The organism is Shewanella sp. FJAT-51649, from assembly GCF_019457435.1.
Taxonomy (GTDB): domain Bacteria; phylum Pseudomonadota; class Gammaproteobacteria; order Enterobacterales; family Shewanellaceae; genus Shewanella; species Shewanella mangrovisoli.
Genome location: NZ_CP080411.1, coordinates 2,343,175 through 2,359,105, shown reverse-complemented (window position 1 = coordinate 2,359,105; position 15,931 = coordinate 2,343,175). Strand labels below are relative to the sequence as shown.

16 protein-coding genes are annotated in these 15,931 nt (G+C 47.6%); 5 read left to right on the top strand and 11 right to left on the bottom strand.

Annotation, left to right across the window (positions count from 1 at the left end; translation table 11 throughout):
- Positions 1-68: 68 nt before the first annotated feature.
- On the bottom strand, positions 69-833 hold the full coding sequence (locus K0H59_RS10530) for a tRNA-uridine aminocarboxypropyltransferase (protein WP_220055493.1): 765 nt from the start codon (positions 831-833) through the stop codon (positions 69-71).
- On the opposite strand from K0H59_RS10530, the gene K0H59_RS10525 reads away from it, so the two are divergent.
- From K0H59_RS10525 to emrD, 3 genes are all read left to right on the top strand, one after another.
- A complete protein-coding gene (locus K0H59_RS10525) occupies positions 832-969 on the top strand; it encodes a hypothetical protein (RefSeq protein WP_166485351.1) in 138 nt (45 codons plus the stop codon). The two genes, K0H59_RS10530 and K0H59_RS10525, sit on opposite strands and share 2 nt — an antisense overlap.
- 352 nt (positions 970-1,321) lie before the next feature.
- Positions 1,322-2,461, top strand: coding sequence for a class C beta-lactamase (ampC, locus tag K0H59_RS10520; RefSeq protein ID WP_258405923.1), 1,140 nt, complete (start codon positions 1,322-1,324; stop codon positions 2,459-2,461).
- Positions 2,462-2,835: 374 nt separating this feature from the next.
- Positions 2,836-4,080 (top strand): multidrug efflux MFS transporter EmrD, encoded by a 1,245-nt coding sequence (gene emrD / locus K0H59_RS10515; RefSeq protein ID WP_220055491.1) that lies wholly within the window; start codon positions 2,836-2,838, stop codon positions 4,078-4,080.
- A gap of 56 nt (positions 4,081-4,136) precedes the next feature.
- Here emrD and pssA read toward each other — a convergent pair whose 3' ends face one another.
- Together pssA and K0H59_RS10505 are read right to left on the bottom strand one after the other, a co-directional pair.
- On the bottom strand, positions 4,137-5,450 hold the full coding sequence (pssA, locus tag K0H59_RS10510) for a CDP-diacylglycerol--serine O-phosphatidyltransferase (RefSeq protein ID WP_220055490.1): 1,314 nt from the start codon (positions 5,448-5,450) through the stop codon (positions 4,137-4,139).
- Between the two features lie 11 nt (positions 5,451-5,461).
- Positions 5,462-5,794, bottom strand: a complete 333-nt coding sequence (locus K0H59_RS10505) for a DUF1904 domain-containing protein (protein WP_011622704.1) — start codon at positions 5,792-5,794, stop codon at positions 5,462-5,464.
- Positions 5,795-6,185: 391 nt separating this feature from the next.
- Between K0H59_RS10505 and K0H59_RS10500 the strand changes: the two genes are divergently transcribed.
- On the top strand, positions 6,186-6,362 hold the full coding sequence (locus tag K0H59_RS10500; protein ID WP_011622703.1) for a hypothetical protein: 177 nt from the start codon (positions 6,186-6,188) through the stop codon (positions 6,360-6,362).
- A gap of 26 nt (positions 6,363-6,388) precedes the next feature.
- Positions 6,389-7,930 (top strand): D-alanyl-D-alanine carboxypeptidase/D-alanyl-D-alanine-endopeptidase, encoded by a 1,542-nt coding sequence (gene dacB, locus K0H59_RS10495; protein WP_220055489.1) that lies wholly within the window; start codon positions 6,389-6,391, stop codon positions 7,928-7,930.
- A 107-nt stretch (positions 7,931-8,037) separates the two neighbouring features.
- Here the strand turns inward: dacB and K0H59_RS10490 are convergent, their stop codons facing one another.
- From K0H59_RS10490 to rpsA, 8 genes are all read right to left on the bottom strand, one after another.
- Positions 8,038-9,795 (bottom strand): acyl-CoA dehydrogenase family protein, encoded by a 1,758-nt coding sequence (locus tag K0H59_RS10490; RefSeq protein ID WP_220055488.1) that lies wholly within the window; start codon positions 9,793-9,795, stop codon positions 8,038-8,040.
- Between the two features lie 217 nt (positions 9,796-10,012).
- Positions 10,013-10,555, bottom strand: coding sequence for a DUF2058 domain-containing protein (locus tag K0H59_RS10485; RefSeq protein ID WP_011716975.1), 543 nt, complete (start codon positions 10,553-10,555; stop codon positions 10,013-10,015).
- Between the two features lie 59 nt (positions 10,556-10,614).
- The gene (locus tag K0H59_RS10480; protein ID WP_220055487.1) at positions 10,615-11,442 is read right to left on the bottom strand and encodes an SDR family oxidoreductase; all 828 of its coding nucleotides are present in this window, start codon (positions 11,440-11,442) and stop codon (positions 10,615-10,617) included.
- Positions 11,443-11,505: 63 nt separating this feature from the next.
- The gene (gene pyrF / locus K0H59_RS10475) at positions 11,506-12,210 is read right to left on the bottom strand and encodes an orotidine-5'-phosphate decarboxylase (protein WP_088211164.1); all 705 of its coding nucleotides are present in this window, start codon (positions 12,208-12,210) and stop codon (positions 11,506-11,508) included.
- A 42-nt stretch (positions 12,211-12,252) separates the two neighbouring features.
- On the bottom strand, positions 12,253-13,413 hold the full coding sequence (gene lapB / locus K0H59_RS10470) for a lipopolysaccharide assembly protein LapB (RefSeq protein WP_220055486.1): 1,161 nt from the start codon (positions 13,411-13,413) through the stop codon (positions 12,253-12,255).
- Between the two features lies 1 nt (position 13,414).
- The gene (locus tag K0H59_RS10465) at positions 13,415-13,690 is read right to left on the bottom strand and encodes a LapA family protein (RefSeq protein ID WP_011626213.1); all 276 of its coding nucleotides are present in this window, start codon (positions 13,688-13,690) and stop codon (positions 13,415-13,417) included.
- 123 nt (positions 13,691-13,813) lie between these two features.
- Positions 13,814-14,101 (bottom strand): integration host factor subunit beta, encoded by a 288-nt coding sequence (ihfB, locus tag K0H59_RS10460; RefSeq protein ID WP_011072380.1) that lies wholly within the window; start codon positions 14,099-14,101, stop codon positions 13,814-13,816.
- 73 nt (positions 14,102-14,174) lie between these two features.
- Positions 14,175-15,842: a 30S ribosomal protein S1 gene (gene rpsA, locus K0H59_RS10455; protein ID WP_011622695.1), complete on the bottom strand. Its 1,668-nt coding sequence runs from the start codon at positions 15,840-15,842 to the stop codon at positions 14,175-14,177.
- Positions 15,843-15,931: the final 89 nt, after the last annotated feature.

Here is a 15,931-nt window from a genome sequence, read left to right as displayed (position 1 = left end):
ATGAAAACAAGTGAAATCACTCCCCAAGAGTGTCAGTGTACTCTTGGGGGATTAAAAACTATCTAGTGTTAAACACTGGTTGGCGTTGCGGCGCAGTAAGCCGCTTCGAAGGCGTCGGTAAACTCGCTGATGGGTAAAATATCCTCGCGGCAGCGGCGATTGCGCCCGAGCAATGAGGACTCCACAAACAGATCGAACCAAGCCGTTAGTGCCTTACCATTAGCCTCCTCGCCCATTGCCGCCAGCGCAAGTGAGGCAACTTCTGCCGTCCCTAATTGAAAGTCATGACTGCCCTTACGTAAGGCATAGGTGGCTAAGGTATCGGGGTCGAAGGACAGCATAGGCAACCCCTGCAAATAAGTGCTTTTGCGAAACATCTTAATCGCCTCACGCCAACTGCCGTCGAGCATAATCAGCAAAGGTCGTTTCCCCTCGGCAAGACTGTCCATGGGCACCTCAGTCAATACGGTTTGCCCTTGGTCGGCATATTGCGCCGGAAAGACTAAAAAGGGTTGATAGTCGCTTGAAGCTAATAGCGCCAACAACTCAGGGGCGGGTTCGGTGCGCGACCAGAGAAAGGCATGGGTATCCGGGATAAGATCGGCAATTAAGCGACCGCTGTTGGTGGGCTTTAAGACCTCATCGTTATACATCAGCAGCAGAAAACTAGCATGAGTGGTCAACTGTTTACGCAGTGAACAGGTACAAAATTGCTCGCCCAATAGGCATAAATGACAGCGGATCAGTTTTTTACCGCGGGCGCCAAAGGGCTTAGTCGATATGGATTTACGGTATTCATATAAGCGATGTACAGCGTGGGGGGCTAGAGCCATGGCAGCCAATTCTCAGTCTATTTCGGTCAAACTTGTTTTTAGAGGCGCGACTCAGTATACGCCATTTATGCGTGTACTTGCGTGCGGTGGCGCAGTGTATCCTTTGGCCGTGAAAGGCGCAATTAGCCTAGAGTAAAAGTGGCATTGCCTTTAAATTTTCCTTTGGGTATTTCACGCCCCTACACAACAAAAACACCATTAAATCAGATCAAAAACTCAGCATTGCAATATAGGCATCAACCTCTTGTTCACCCTTTACTAAAATATTGCCGTTAATCCTATCACCCAAGCGAAATTAAATGGCGAGTCGAGCCTAAATCATGCTAAACCTTTCATCATTATCGAGTTTCAAACGGCGCAGATTGTTAATCCGTGCTGTTCAATCATGCCATCATCGCGAAAGGAATTGTATGCCAGAGTCTCTTCAGCCAGCCGTAAAAACAGCGAGGTTTTTACGCTTATCGACCCCATCACCCCTTCTCGGTTTAATGCTGATTACGGCGGCGCCATTAGTGGCCAATGCTGCACCACAGGTCCAGACAGAAGCCATGCAATCCCTTGTCGATTCGGCGGTTAATCCGTTAATGAAGGAATATGGGATCCCAGGGGCTATTGTTGGGATCAGTATGAATGGTCAACAGTATTTCTTCCCCTATGGTGTGAGCTCAAAAACCACAGAGCATCATGTCAGCAAGAATACCCTGTTCGAGATTGGTTCTATCAGCAAAACCTTTACCGCGACACTCGCAAACTATGCTCAAGTCGAAGGTAAGCTCACTTTGACTGATAAAGTAAGCCAATACCTGCCCGAATTAACGGGCAGTGCCTTTGACCAGATAAATCTTATCAACCTCGCGACCCATACCGCGGGCGATTTGCCCATGCAAGTGCCAGATAAAGTGACGAACAATGCAGAATTGATGCGTTATTTTAAAGAATGGCAACCCGCCTATGCCGCGGGAACACACCGAAATTATGCCAATCCCAGCATTGGATTACTCGGCTTAATTGCAGCTAAACAGTTAGGGCAAAGCTTTCCAAACGCAATGGAGCAAACCCTATTTCCACAACTGGGTATGACTCACAGCTATCTTCAAGTGCCAAGCAACAAGATGGCCGATTATGCCCAAGGGTATAATAAGCAAGATCAGCCTGTACGCCTGAATCCCGGTGTATTAGCCGATGAGGCTTACGGGATAAAAACCTCGGCCGTGGATTTGCTGCGTTTTGTTGAAACCAATATGCAGCAACATCCTCTTTCTCCCGCATTGCAACAGGCTATCGATGCAACTCACGTTGGCTACTTTGATGTCGGCATGATGACCCAAGAGATGATTTGGGAGCATTATCCCTATCCTATAGCCCTCGATAAGCTGCTTACGGGACATACCCAAGACGTGGTGTTTGGCAGTGTGCCAGTGAAAGCAATCGAGCCGCCGCAAGCACCACAGCCTGATTTATGGATAAATAAGACAGGTTCAACTGGCGGTTTTGCCGCCTATGTGGCTTATATTCCCGCGAAGAAACTGGGCATGGTGTTACTGAGCAATAAAAATTATCCCGTACCGCCTCGGGTGACTGTTGGCTACCAGATACTAACGGGCTTAACAGCACTGCCAGCGAAATGATCCCTTAGCACCCCTCATTCGATGGAAGGCAGATTCTGCTTTCCATCTTTTTAATTGTTAACTCACATAACGCTTTACGCTTCTATCTCTGTACTAATCTGAACGATAACTCTTTTATCCACATTGGATATATAAAATCTTGTTAATAAATAACTTGTGTTGATTAATTTAAGCTGCCGCTATTTATCAAAATCAAAACCCAATTAACAAGTTACTCACCAAGTGTAAGCTTAGTGTGACAATGATAATTCGATAGAAAAACTTATGAATAAGATTAAAAAATATTCCTGTAAATCAACATGATTGCCACTTGAACTGAAATGTTTTGGGCGTAAGATGCGCGCCATCGTTCAACTCTGCTTTTTAATGGAATTATGATGTCAGACGACACACCGTCTTTAATCTCACAAAAAGCGCCGACACCCGCCGCAGGCAGCGCCACTCAGTTACTCTTTATGCTGGTTTTTATGGTGGCCTGTGGGCAGATGGCACAAACTATTTTTGTCCCCGCACTCCCCCTTATCGCCCAAGGCTTAGCTGTGGATGCCAGTAAATTGCAGGCGGTCATGGCTTGCTATCTGCTCGCCTACGGCCTATGTCAGTTTATCTATGGCCCATTATCTGACCGAGTTGGGCGTAAAATGCCGCTGCTCATCGGCATTGGGATTTTTATCCTTGGTGCGTTGATGGCGGCAAATGCCACAAGTTTTAGCCAATTGATCTTCGCAAGCCTGCTACAAGGGCTAGGCACCGCGAGTGCGGGCGCCTTGTGCCGCAGTATTCCAAGGGACCATTACTTCGGCGATAACTTAGTTAGATTTAACAGTTATGTGTCCATGGCCGTGGTGTTCTTGCCCTTGGTCGCGCCCTTCTTAGGCAGCTTTGCCTCCGCTTACTGGGGGTGGCAGGCTGTGTATTGGGTGCTGTTTGGATTTGGCAGTTTGGTTTGGCTACTCCTTTGCTTTGGTTTTAAGGAATCCTTACCCAAGGATAAACGAGAACAACAACCCATTTTGGCATCCTATCGTCATGTACTGCGCCACCGCAGCTTTAGAGCCTATTTGCTTTCCCTTATCGCGACCTTTGCCGGCATTGCGGCCTTCGAAGCCATTGCAGGCGTACTCTATGGCCAATATTTGCAACTCTCGCCGTTTATGGTGAGCTGTTATTTTGTCGCGCCCATCCCTGGATACTTACTCGGTGCCCTGATTGCGGGTAGACAAAAACAGGCGCAGCGCACAGTGTTACAAGGGGTTGCACTCTTGGGCGCAGGCGCCTTGTTTATGTTGATCCCAGGTATATTTCAACTGGTCGTGGGATGGAGTTTATTGATAGGCTCGATTCTGTTTTTCAGTGGCGCAGGCATGTTATTTCCGACATTAACCTCGGCGGCGCTAGAGCCATTCCCACGCCAGGCAGGCATTGCGGGCGCCCTACTCGGTGGCCTACAAAACTTCGGTGCGGGGCTTGCCGCCTTAACTATGTCGCTCGTGCCAATGGGCGGCCAGTTAAGCATTGGTTTACTGAGCGCGCTGATGGTGCTGTTAGTGATTGTCGCCTTGCATTATGCGCGGGATCAAAACGATACCCACCACACCCTGTTGCCGCAAAATCCATAGTTGGCACAAACACCCAATAAAAAAGCCCACATTGGTGGGCTTTTTTATTGCTTCGATTAGAGAATGCGTCTGAGCAGGAAATCTGCCTTTAGCCTTCTAATGCGAGTCATAATCTTCTTCACTGGCGCGGGATAGCTCTGTAAGGTATCCACTTGACTGTAGTGATACAGCCGTTGCGTGTGTTCGAGGATATGGCTTTGTTCGGCCTCAAATTGTGCCTTCCAGCTACCGCTTTCATCGTGAATGAGTAAACCATTCTCTAAATCTAGCGCCCAAGCTCTTGGGTTTAAGTTTGAGCCCGTGATCAAATGCTTACGGCCATCGGCGCTGATCCCCTTGAGGTGATAGCTATTGATGCCATGTTTCCACAGGTGAATATTAAGCTGACCATTATCGATTGCCCATTGCTGACGCTTAGCAAATTTACGCAGCGATTGCTCATAGAGATACGGCAAGGCCCCTATGGTAGAGAAATCCTGCTCGGGCGGAATGTAAAAGTCATTCGCCGTTTTATCCCCAACCACTATGTCGATACGTTTGCCTTTACGCAGGTGCTTTGCCAAGGCACGCACCAGAATATAGGGAGGATTAAAATAAGGCGTGCAGATAAACAGCCTATCTTTTGACTCTTCCACCATGGCAATCACGGCTTTATTCAGCAGGTTATGTTTGCGGCCTAATCCCAGTAAAGGGGTGACACGATTACCACTGCGGGTAGCGTTAAACTCATACTGAGCCTGCGATAACCTAAGTTTGAAGCTGCGCACATCGGTTTTGGGTGGCAAGACTTCTTGCTGTGCATCTTGAGTAAGTGAGGCAACGGCAGGATCGGCAATAATATAGCGCTGGATCATAGTGCGCATACTGCGCGCTAACTCAGCCGACTCAATTACATGGTAACGGTCAAAACGATATTTATCGTTTTGCTGCAGATAAATGTTATTAAGGCTGGCACCGCTGTAAATCACGGCGTCATCGATCACAAAGCCCTTAAGGTGCAGTACGCCCATAAATTCACGGGATTTGACTGGCACGCCCATAATGTCGATAGGATGCTCTGCCTCGGCCATAACCTTGCGGTACATCAGATAGTTACCGCTATCACCCTTGTGACCAATCAAGCCGCGTCTAGCGCGGTGAAAATCCACCAAAATCTTGATATCTAACGCGGGGTTATTCGCCTTAGCCGTCATCAAGGCCTGTAAAATTTCGCGCCCTGCCTCATCGTCTTCAAGATAGAGTGCGGCGATATAAATGCTGTCCTTGGCATTTTCAATACGGCTAAGCAATTCTGCCTTAAATCGGCATGGCGTAAGCAACCACGTTAAAGCCTCGGGTTGAACGGCTATTCCACCAAGCTTATCTAGCAAGGCATCCTCCTTTAAACATGCTGACCACCCCGATAGGAAGCGCTTGGGGTCAGTGACAAAAACATCACAGCAATTTGGGTTAATTCTGGATAGGCTTCTGTCACTGCCAGCCTGATCGTTTGTTCTACTTTAAGATGGATATCAGGGTCGACCGGAAACCAAAGCAATTCGATTTGGACAAAGCGCTGATCAATTCTGCCATTACGGTAGCTGATGCTTGGGATCCAATCTAATGTAAAACTCTCTGCATTACCTTTACATATAGCCGCCAAAGACTGCAGTAATGTTTGGCTAAGCTCTGCAACGACTGCCTGTGGCAAGCCGCGCATACTAATATGAGGCATGGTTTTAGTGGTTACCTGAGATCCTAAAATCGTAAGGGGTAGAAATTACCGACTTCACTGCAACTCGGCAAGACTTTTCGGCGAAAAGCACGTGGGATAGCGCCTATTTTGCTGGTAATTTGACCTGAAACGACGCATTGCACATCAATGGAACTAAAATGCAGCAATTTAGTCCGCAAACGGCAGGCTTCTATGCCTCTATTCACGGCTAACTAAATGCTTTTACTGTTTTTCCCTGAATCTATTGTCCGTGATGATTAACCAACACTAATCAGGCCATAAACAAAATGGTGTGTGAGTCACAAAACAGGGCTTCTACCTTAGGCAAGCGTGCCTGTCATCGTTGTTTTAGCGTAAACTAAAACATCTTAAGTCCCAATTGCCTAACACCATGAACAAAAAAATCCTACTGACCCTCGCCCTCACCTTAGCCTTAGCTTGGGGCATTTTTCATTTTAAAGCGCAGCTCGGCTTACTCATTTTGCCGCTTTTTATTGGTTTGGTTTTATTTGTCACCCTAAGGCTGTATCGTCTAATGGAAAAAGACGATGGCAGCAATGACCGCTAATGGTAAAAATGATATTCAGGACACCTATGACGCACTCGCTAAACAAGGATAAGTTACAGGCATCATTCACTCGGCCCAAGATTAAAGGGTTACTCTTAGGCGGCTTGGTAAGCATGCTGCTGTCAACCCAAGCCCATGCAGCAATTCATCCGATGGATGAGTCGATATTGGCCAAGCAAATCGCCGATATTGCTCCGCGTCATTCGCAAGTCGCTTTACTGGCGCGTGATTTAAGTACCAATACCCTGTTATACAGCCAGCAAGCCGATACCTTATTTATCCCAGCCAGCACACAAAAAGTGCTGACCGCCGTTACCGCTATGGCTAGCCTTGGCCCAGATTTTCGCTATGTTACTGAGCTGTGGAGCGATGCGCCTATTCGCCAAGGTCATATTGCGGGCAGTGTTTATCTGCGTTTTAGCGGCGATCCGACGCTGACTCAGGACGATCTTAAGGCCTTGTTTGCCCATCTACAAAAGCAAGGCATAACAAGCATTGAGGGACATCTCTATCTTATCGGGGATAAACAAGAGCAATTACAAGCACCTGGCTGGGTGTGGGATGATCTCGGGATTTGCTTTGCCGCGCCAGTGTCGAGTTATATCATCAACCAAAACTGCGTGTACGGGCAGTTTTCGCCAAGCTCAACCAAGCATGCTTCTGAGGTCAAATTAAGGGCATCGAGTTTTGGGGTGAAAGTGAGTAGCGACGCCATATTCTCCCCCAAAGCAGGCCATGATTTTTGCCAACTCGATTTAGTACGCCTTGGCCAGAATCAGTATCATCTACGGGGCTGCTATCCTGGCAGTGAAGCGATACCGCTGGCGATTGCCATTAGCGATCCTGAAAAATTTGCCATGGACACCCTAACAGCGACGCTCAAGGGTGAAATGTCACTCTCAGGTAAAGTGAAGATAGGCAACGCCATCCCTTCGAAGGCAAAACTCATTGCCAGCCATAGCAGCGCACCTTTGCCTGAGCTGTTAAAAACCATGCTGCTGAAGTCGGATAACCTGATTGCCGACAGTTTATTTAAGCGCGTGGGGCAAAGTTATTACAAAACCCAAGGTAGCTTTACCAACGGTGCTGCGGCGATGCGCCATATTCTGACTGAACTCGGGATTGATTTAACCAACGCCAATATTGTCGATGGTTCAGGGCTTTCTCGCTATAACCTGTTGAGCGCAAAACAATTAGCCGATGTGCTGGCGCTCATTTACCAAGATGCACGCTTTCACAGCCTCATTGACAGTTTGCCCGAAGCCGGTGTCAGCGGCACACTGCAATATCGCTTGGGATACACTAAACCGCCCTTAAAACATCTTGTGTTTGCCAAGACTGGCTCGATGCAGGGCGTCGCAAATTTAGCTGGCTTTATGCGTTTAGCGCAGCAGCGGGATATTCTCTTTGTGGTGCTCGAGAATGGCATTAGTCCTGAAACTAAAAAGCAACGTAAGCCCGCCTTTAGCGCCGACTTTTTAACTCGGCTGCTGAGCGCTGTCGAAATTCAAACTCAGACCAGCCAAACAACGACCACAGAGCAGAGCACCGTTAAGTTAAGTGATTAACTCCCAATACGTGCATAGCAATATGCAAAGTATTAAAAACAAAAAGCACTGAATATCAGTGCTTTTTTATTAGGTGAATGCGAACGCTTAACGCGATTAAGCTTGCGTTAGAACAGCTCAGCTGGCATCGCCATAGTGCTGGTATCTCCCGCGCGCACTTGTGCTAAGTGATAGTCAGCCTTAGGCAGCAATTTGTCGAAATAAAATTTGGCGAGGTAGGATTTTTGCTCGGCAAACTGCTTATCTTCAGCACCCACCGCTTTATCCAACATGGCTAACCAATAGAACCCATAGAGGGTGAAGCCGAAGGCATCCAAAAAGTCGACCGCACTGGCGTTAATGAGCGCTGGTTGAGTGAACTTTTGCTCATTGATGGCTTCGGCAACATTGACTAAGGCATCCAAACGGGCACAAACGGCGGACACTTTCACCGCATCGACCTGAGTAAACTCACGCATTTGCGCCTTTAACTCGGCCACAAACTCCTTAAGGGTCGCGAGATTATCGCCTGTAACTTTTCGTCCTAGGAAGTCGATAGCCTGAATGCCGTTAGTGCCTTCGTAAATCTGCGCAATACGAGTATCACGTACTAACTGCTCAATGCCGGTTTCGCGAATATAGCCATGACCACCAAACACTTGTTGCGCCATGATAGTAGCATCTAAACCGCGGTCGGTTAAAAACGCTTTTGCCACGGGAGTTAACAAGCCCACATAACGAGCAGCCTTAGCTTTAGCCTCACCCTCGGCATATTTTGCTAAATCGAGTTGTTTACCGGTAAATACCGAGAGTGCGCGCCCCGCTTCTGTCATCGCACGTATGGTCAGCAGCATACGACGCACGTCGCCATGCACAATAATAGGATCGGAGTCGCTACCCGTGGGCGAGCCGCCAGCGGCAACGCCTTGGTTGCGCTCTTTGGCATAATCGGCGGCCATTTGATAAGCGGCCTGCGCACTGCCAAGCCCTTGAATACCGATGGCTAAGCGCTCGTAGTTCATCATAGTGAACATACACACTAGACCACGATTTGGCTCACCAATCAGGTAACCTTTTGCCTCATCAAAGTTCATTACACAAGTGGCAGAGCCCTTAAGCCCCATTTTATGTTCGATGGAACCGACGCTCACACCGTTCGCCTGGCCTAAACTGCCATCGGCATTAACCGTGGTTTTAGGCACGAGGAACAGTGAAATACCTTTGCTTTCAGGAAGCTTTGCCAGCACTAAGTGAATGACGTTCTCAGTTAAATCATGATCGCCACCCGTGATAAAGATTTTGCTGCCGCTGATGGCATAACTGCCATCATCCTGTGGGATAGCGCGGGTACGGATATTACGTAGATCAGAGCCTGCCTGAGGTTCAGTCATGTCCATGGCCCCTGCCCATTCACCGCTGTAGAGTTTTGGCAAATAGGTTTCTTTAATCTCTTCACTGCCGTGGGCATTAATACACAATGCAGCCCCCGCCGTGAGTGAGCCATACAGAGTGAATGCATTACAGGCGCTGTAAGCCATTTCATCGACTAACACCCCCAGCATTTTCGGCATGCCCATACCGCCGAACTCGGGTTCACCACACAGGCCCACCCAGCCGCCTTGGGAATATTGATCGTAAACGGCTTTATAACCATCGGGCGTAATCACTCGATTATCCTGATGAAGAACGCCTTGCTCATCACCAGCACGGTTAAGCGGATGGATTAATTCAGCACTGATTTTCGCGGCTTCTTCGAGAATCGCGCTGGCCGTATCCATATCGACCATTTCAGCAATATCAGGGAGTTGTGCCCAAGTATTTGGCGCATCAAAAACCTGTTCCAATAAGAAACGCATATCCGCTAACGGAGCTTGGTAAGGATTCATGGGTAGACTCTTAAACGTAGGATTTAAACAGTTGTTTTAATTTATACCAGTTCAATACAGAAAACAATCTCATTACAAATTCACTTTGCAACTCAGAACCAGCAAAACCGTTAATGTGAAATACGGGTAATAAAAAACCCTTAAGTTGCCTTAAGGGTTTTAGTGTAGCCAGAGATAAGCGATGCGTCGTCGGCTTAGCTCACGATTAACGCATTGATTACCACATTAAATCGTCTGGAATCGCATAATCGGCATAGGGGTCATCTTCGACCTCAACCGCTTTGCCTTCATCTTGTTGCCACAAGTAACCGCACCATTGTGGCACCAGTAGATTGACACGCTCGGCCAATTTATGGGGGACTAGATAGCTCTTATCTTCGTATCGAACAATCCCTAATAGACCTTTTAGCAGTTCTGATTGGATCTTTTCATCGATATAGACTGAATAGATTTTATTATCGAGGGTATAGTTAAACTTCACCTCGGCATGGCTTGGGATCTTAATCGCAAATTGAGTGAATTCACTCACTAAGCCACGCACTTGCCCACGGGCCGTCGCTTCGGCAAAGCGCTGCTCGTTCAAAGCCTTATCTTTTTCAGCTTGGAGTCGTTTTTGCTCGGCAATGTCACTCTTCAATGCGCTAGAACCATCATCCACCCGCGCCTTTTTATCGCGACGTTTTTGCGTCTTCACATCACGCACTTTTTGTTTACTGGCAAGGCCAGCCTTAAGCAGCTGCTCTTGTAATGCATTCGCCATGGATTTTCACCCGATTTCTCTATCAAATAAATAAGTTACAACGTTAAAATATTGCGCTATCACTGCTGAGCTTTAATCGCCAACTCGCCTAATGCCGTCATCGCAATGCTCGCTCCGCCAAGCGACCAGCCACCATCGACGGGTAACACAACCCCTGTAATGTACGAGGCATATTCTGATCCTAAAAACATCGCGGCATTAGCAATATCCTGCCCGACACCATTGCGTTTTAACGGTACAGACTGTGCAACTTGCTGTTGCAGTGCGGCGCTCGGCGCTAAACGGTTAAATCCTTCAGTGTCCGCAATTGGTCCCGGAATAATGGAGTTTATACGGATCCCTTCGCAGCCCCATTCTATCGCCAGTGTCCGAGTGAGCATGTCTACGCCAGCCTTGGCGGCGCAAACATGGGCTTGCATTGGCATGGCTATCGATGCCTGCGGCGCCGAGATTTGAATAATATTCCCTTGGGGGCGACGCAGTAAAGGATAAGCCGTCTTTAGCACTTGAAAACTGCCCAAGAGATCAATATCCATCACGGCCTTAAAGCCATTAGCAGAGAGTTTTGCCGCAGTCGCCGGAAAGTTGCCTGCCGCGCCACTCACCAACACATCGATAAAGCCAAATTCGGAGGCGATAGTATCAAAACCCTGCTCAACCGCAGCTAAATCCCTGACATCAAAACTCACCCCGAGGTGGATCCCATCTGGATTTGACTGTTTGAGCTGCAACACGGCGGCATCAATCTTGTCTTGACTGCGACTCGCCACCGCCACATTCGCGCCAGCCTGCGCAAAGGCGTTGGCTATCGCGAGGTTAATTCCACTCGTACCACCGACAACGACAACATTCTTACCTTGATAATTAAACATCGTAGTATTCAGCATGGGCATTCTCCGTGAACGGTCAAATTAACGTGCGAACAAGTGCTTAAGCCGCAATGGTTGTCATCATGCCTCTCTAGCGAGAGATTGATGAATCGCCTGCAACGCCGCCAGAGGATCGGCGGCCTTAGTGATTGGTCGACCAATCACTAAATAATCAGAACCGGCTGCAAGCGCCTCCGGTGGCGTCATCACCCGGTGTTGGTCACCCACGTCGCTGCCCACAGGGCGGATCCCCGGGGTGATAAGTTTAAAATCTTGACCTAAGAGCGATTTTAGTACACTTGCCTCTTGCGCCGAACAGACCACACCATCAAGGCCCGCCTGCTTGGTGAGTTTCGCGAGACGTTGCACATGTTCAAAAGCTGGCACATCAATGCCGATGAGTTTTAAATCCTCATCGCTCATAGAAGTCAGAACCGTTACTGCGATTAGCAGAGGTGCATCCTTACCATAGGGCTGCAACGCTTTTTTCGCCGCTTCCATCATAGCCAAGCCACCGCTGGCATGGACGTTTGTCATCCACACGCCAAGTTCTGCCGCAGCCGCAACTGCTTTGGCGACCGTATTGGGAATATCGTGAAACTTTAGGTCGAGGAAAAGATCGAAACCACGGTCGTGAATGTCTTTAACCAATTGTGGGCCAAACAGGGTAAACATTTCTTTGCCCACTTTGAGGCGGCACATGTTGGGATCGAGTTGATCTATCAGTTGTAAGGCGTGGTTTTTATTATCGTAATCAAGCGCTACGAGGATAGGTTTGGTCGTCATCATCTCTCCAACTGAGTTACACTAACAAGGTATTTCTAAAGGTTATTCACCGTCTAAGCCACGGATCCGTTTAATGGTGCCCCATTTTTTACAGGAGGGGCAATGCCAATACAGGGTGTGGGATGGGAAACCGCATTCTTTGCAGCGATAACTTGGACGGAATTTAATTTGTTGTTCAACAAGTTGCTCAAGCATAGTCAAACTTTGTTTGGCTTGCCCTTCTTCAGCTTGACGCAGGTGCATCTGCATTAAGTGCTGAAACCCCTTCATGGTGGGATGGCGGTACAGGGCATCCAACACCATGTTTTCAGCAGCTTTTATCTCATCGAGACTAATCATATGCTGAGCAAGCGCAACCACCACAGAAGCGCCCGCCCCTTCGGCCATCGCGCCCGCTAATAATTCTTGATAACCCTCTTTATCTTGGTTATCGCGATACACTTGCTTCGCCGTCGGCAAAGCATCGGCAAAGAGTTCTATGTCAGCCTTTTTCAGTGCCATCAGCATAGATTTACACTGGTTGTAATCCTTGGCGTCGAGGAATTTTTTGGCGAGCGTGAGTAAGGCTCGGCCGCACTTAGGATCTTGTTTTAATGCCTGTTGTAGTAATTTGATCTTGTCGGCATCGTCGCTGGTTTCATCCGCAAGCTGACAATAAAAATGAGCGATAATCGGTTTAAGCACCTGCTGACGCTTGCGACTTAAGCGCTTGGTGATATCGATGGCCTTTTGCCATTCCTTAATAACTTGGTAAATGGCAATCAGCTGCGTCTCAGACTCTTCACTATGGTCATCTTGACTCACCAAGTTCAGGAAAATCTCTTCAGCGCGGTCGTAAAACCCCGCCGCAAGGTAATCTTTCCCCAGTTCCATCATCGCAATATCACGCTGCTCATTGGTGAGCGTTGGGCGTGCGATTAGGTTTTGATGGATACGAATGGAGCGATCCACTTCGCCGCGTTTGCGGAATAACGACCCGAGGGAAAGATGGGTATCGATGGTTTCATCGTCCACATCGAGCATACTGATAAACAAGTCGACGGCTTTGTCTGACTCGTTTGACAACAGGAAATTCAAGCCGGTGAAATAATCACGACTTAATTGCTTACGCTGATTACTCTGGTTTTGCCTTATGCTCCGCCGCCCCATATACCAACCGTAACCGGCAGCAATAGGAAGCAACAGAAAGAGGATCTCAAGCATCTTAGGCGTCTACACCTTGAGGAGTTTTAGCGGTTTGGACCGTTAATTTCTTTCTGGTCGCCGCTAAAGCCAATTTCAGTTTGACAATATAATAGCTGGCCACGAGCCAACTCAACATAAAGCCTGCAAAGAAAACCACGGCTAAGACTACGGGTAAACGGTACTCACCCTGAGCCACAAAGTAGCTGATCGTCACTACTTGTTCATTACGTGCACCAAAAATCAATGCCACGATAAATAACAGTGCCACAAGGACTGTCGCTACAAAAGATTTCACGTCGCACTCCCTTAAACGCCTTTCAATTTTCTGATTATCCAAGAAATTTACTGAGCTGACCAGCTTTGCCTTGCATTAGATATAAAAAAGCCCCCTTACGGAGGCTTTTTGTAATGCGGTCAATTATACATTAACTGCGTCAACGCGTTCGCGCAGTTCTTTGCCTGGCTTAAAGTGCGGGACGTATTTGCCTTCCAATTCAACTGATGAACCAGTCTTTGGATTACGGCCAGTACGCGGTGCACGATAATGAAGCGAGAAACTACCAAAGCCACGGATTTCAATACGATCACCGCTTTCTAATGTTGTTGCCATTTGCTCCAACATCTCTTTGATTGCGCCTTCAACCTCTTTCGCCGACAGCTGCGACTGCCTGGTGGCGAGTTTTTCGATCAGTTCGGATTTTGTCATCCTAGCTATCCCCTATTATCAAGCCAAACACAGTCACCTAATGGGGAGAAAAAACTCCCCATACAACAGGCGATTATTTGCGAGCTGCTTTAAACGCTTCAGCCATTGCATTACTAATAACAGCGTCTTCTTGTTTATTCAAGGTCGCCATTACTTCTTTTTCTTCAGCTTCGTCTTTCGCTTTGATTGACAGGCTGATAGAACGGTTCTTACGGTCAACACCCATGAACTTAGCTTCGATAGCGTCACCTACTGAGTAAACAGTAGATGCATCTTCGATGCGCTCACGGCTGATGTCAGCTACACGGATGTAACCTTCAACAGTGTCAGCTAGTTCAACAGTCACGCCTTTAGCGTCAACAGCAGAAACAGTACCGTTTACGATAGTACCTTTCTTCTTGTCAGCTAAGTAAGCGTTGAATGGATCGTCTTCAGTTTGTTTAACACCTAAGCTGATGCGCTCGCGCTCTGGGTCAACAGACAGAACCACTGCGTGGATTTCGTCGCCTTTCTTGTACTCAGATACTGCGTCTTCGCCAGTGCCGTTCCAAGAAATGTCAGACAGGTGAACTAAACCATCGATACCGCCGTCAAGACCGATGAAGATACCGAAGTCAGTGATTGACTTGATCTTACCAGAAACCTTGTCGCCTTTGTTGTAACGAGTTGCGAAGTCATCCCATGGGTTGGTCTTACATTGCTTCAGACCTAGAGAAATACGACGACGCTCTTCATCGATGTCCAGAACCAGAACTTCAACTTCGTCACCTAAGTTAACCACTTTAGATGGGTGAATGTTCTTGTTAGTCCAATCCATTTCAGAAACGTGAACTAAACCTTCAACGCCTTCTTCGATTTCAACGAAACAGCCGTAGTCAGTCAGGTTAGTTACGCGACCAGTTAACTTAGTGTTTTCTGGGTAGCGCTTGCTGATTTCTAACCATGGATCTTCGCCAAGTTGTTTCAGACCTAAAGACACACGAGTGCGCTCACGATCGTACTTCAGAACTTTAACGTTGATTTCATCACCAACGTTTACGATTTCAGATGGGTGCTTAACGCGTTTCCATGCCATATCAGTGATATGTAACAGACCGTCAACGCCACCTAAATCTACGAATGCACCGTAGTCAGTCAGGTTCTTAACGATACCTTTAACTGCTTGACCTTCTTGCAGATTTTCTAACAGTGCATCACGCTCAGCGCTGCTTTCTGATTCGATAACTGCACGACGAGAAACAACTACGTTGTTACGCTTCTGGTCTAGTTTGATAACTTTGAATTCTAATTCTTTGTACTCTAAGTGAGCGGTGTCGCGAACTGGGCGCACGTCAACTAGAGAACCTGGTAAGAAGGCACGGATACCGTTTAATTCAACAGTGAAACCGCCTTTCACTTTACCATTGATGATACCGATTACAGTTTCAGCATCTTCGTAAGCTTTTTCCAGAACGATCCAAGCTTCGTGACGTTTCGCTTTTTCGCGAGACAGTTGAGTCTCACCGAAGCCGTCTTCAACAGAGTCAAGAGCTACGTCAACTTCATCACCAACAGCGATTTCTAAAACGCCTTGAGCGTTTTTGAATTGTTCAGCTGGGATTGGGCTTTCAGACTTCAGACCTGCATCAACCAGAACCATACCGTTTTCGATAGCAACTACAGTACCACGAACGATAGAGCCTGGACGGAATTCCAGAGTTTGAAGGGATTGTTCAAATAGATCAGCAAAAGATTCAGTCATGTTTAAGTTACTTTAATGTAATAAACCACAGTCAATCCTAGACGTGGAGTCAGTCAAATTATCCGTATCATCCTTAATACGAATACCTA

What these genes read in the sequence shown, in the direction of transcription:
- K0H59_RS10525 (WP_166485351.1), top strand. Translation starts at nt 832, where the DNA reads ATGGCAGCCAATTCTCAGTCTATTTCGGTCAAACTTGTTTTTAGAGGC.
- K0H59_RS10530 (WP_220055493.1), bottom strand. Translation starts at nt 833, where the DNA reads ATGGCTCTAGCCCCCCACGCTGTACATCGCTTATATGAATACCGTAAA.
- ampC (WP_258405923.1), top strand. Translation starts at nt 1,322, where the DNA reads ATGCTGATTACGGCGGCGCCATTAGTGGCCAATGCTGCACCACAGGTC.
- emrD (WP_220055491.1), top strand. Translation starts at nt 2,836, where the DNA reads ATGATGTCAGACGACACACCGTCTTTAATCTCACAAAAAGCGCCGACA.
- K0H59_RS10505 (WP_011622704.1), bottom strand. Translation starts at nt 5,794, where the DNA reads ATGCCTCATATTAGTATGCGCGGCTTGCCACAGGCAGTCGTTGCAGAG.
- K0H59_RS10500 (WP_011622703.1), top strand. Translation starts at nt 6,186, where the DNA reads ATGAACAAAAAAATCCTACTGACCCTCGCCCTCACCTTAGCCTTAGCT.
- dacB (WP_220055489.1), top strand. Translation starts at nt 6,389, where the DNA reads ATGACGCACTCGCTAAACAAGGATAAGTTACAGGCATCATTCACTCGG.
- K0H59_RS10490 (WP_220055488.1), bottom strand. Translation starts at nt 9,795, where the DNA reads ATGAATCCTTACCAAGCTCCGTTAGCGGATATGCGTTTCTTATTGGAA.
- K0H59_RS10485 (WP_011716975.1), bottom strand. Translation starts at nt 10,555, where the DNA reads ATGGCGAATGCATTACAAGAGCAGCTGCTTAAGGCTGGCCTTGCCAGT.
- K0H59_RS10480 (WP_220055487.1), bottom strand. Translation starts at nt 11,442, where the DNA reads ATGCTGAATACTACGATGTTTAATTATCAAGGTAAGAATGTTGTCGTT.
- pyrF (WP_088211164.1), bottom strand. Translation starts at nt 12,210, where the DNA reads ATGACGACCAAACCTATCCTCGTAGCGCTTGATTACGATAATAAAAAC.
- lapB (WP_220055486.1), bottom strand. Translation starts at nt 13,413, where the DNA reads ATGCTTGAGATCCTCTTTCTGTTGCTTCCTATTGCTGCCGGTTACGGT.
- ihfB (WP_011072380.1), bottom strand. Translation starts at nt 14,101, where the DNA reads ATGACAAAATCCGAACTGATCGAAAAACTCGCCACCAGGCAGTCGCAG.
- rpsA (WP_011622695.1), bottom strand. Translation starts at nt 15,842, where the DNA reads ATGACTGAATCTTTTGCTGATCTATTTGAACAATCCCTTCAAACTCTG.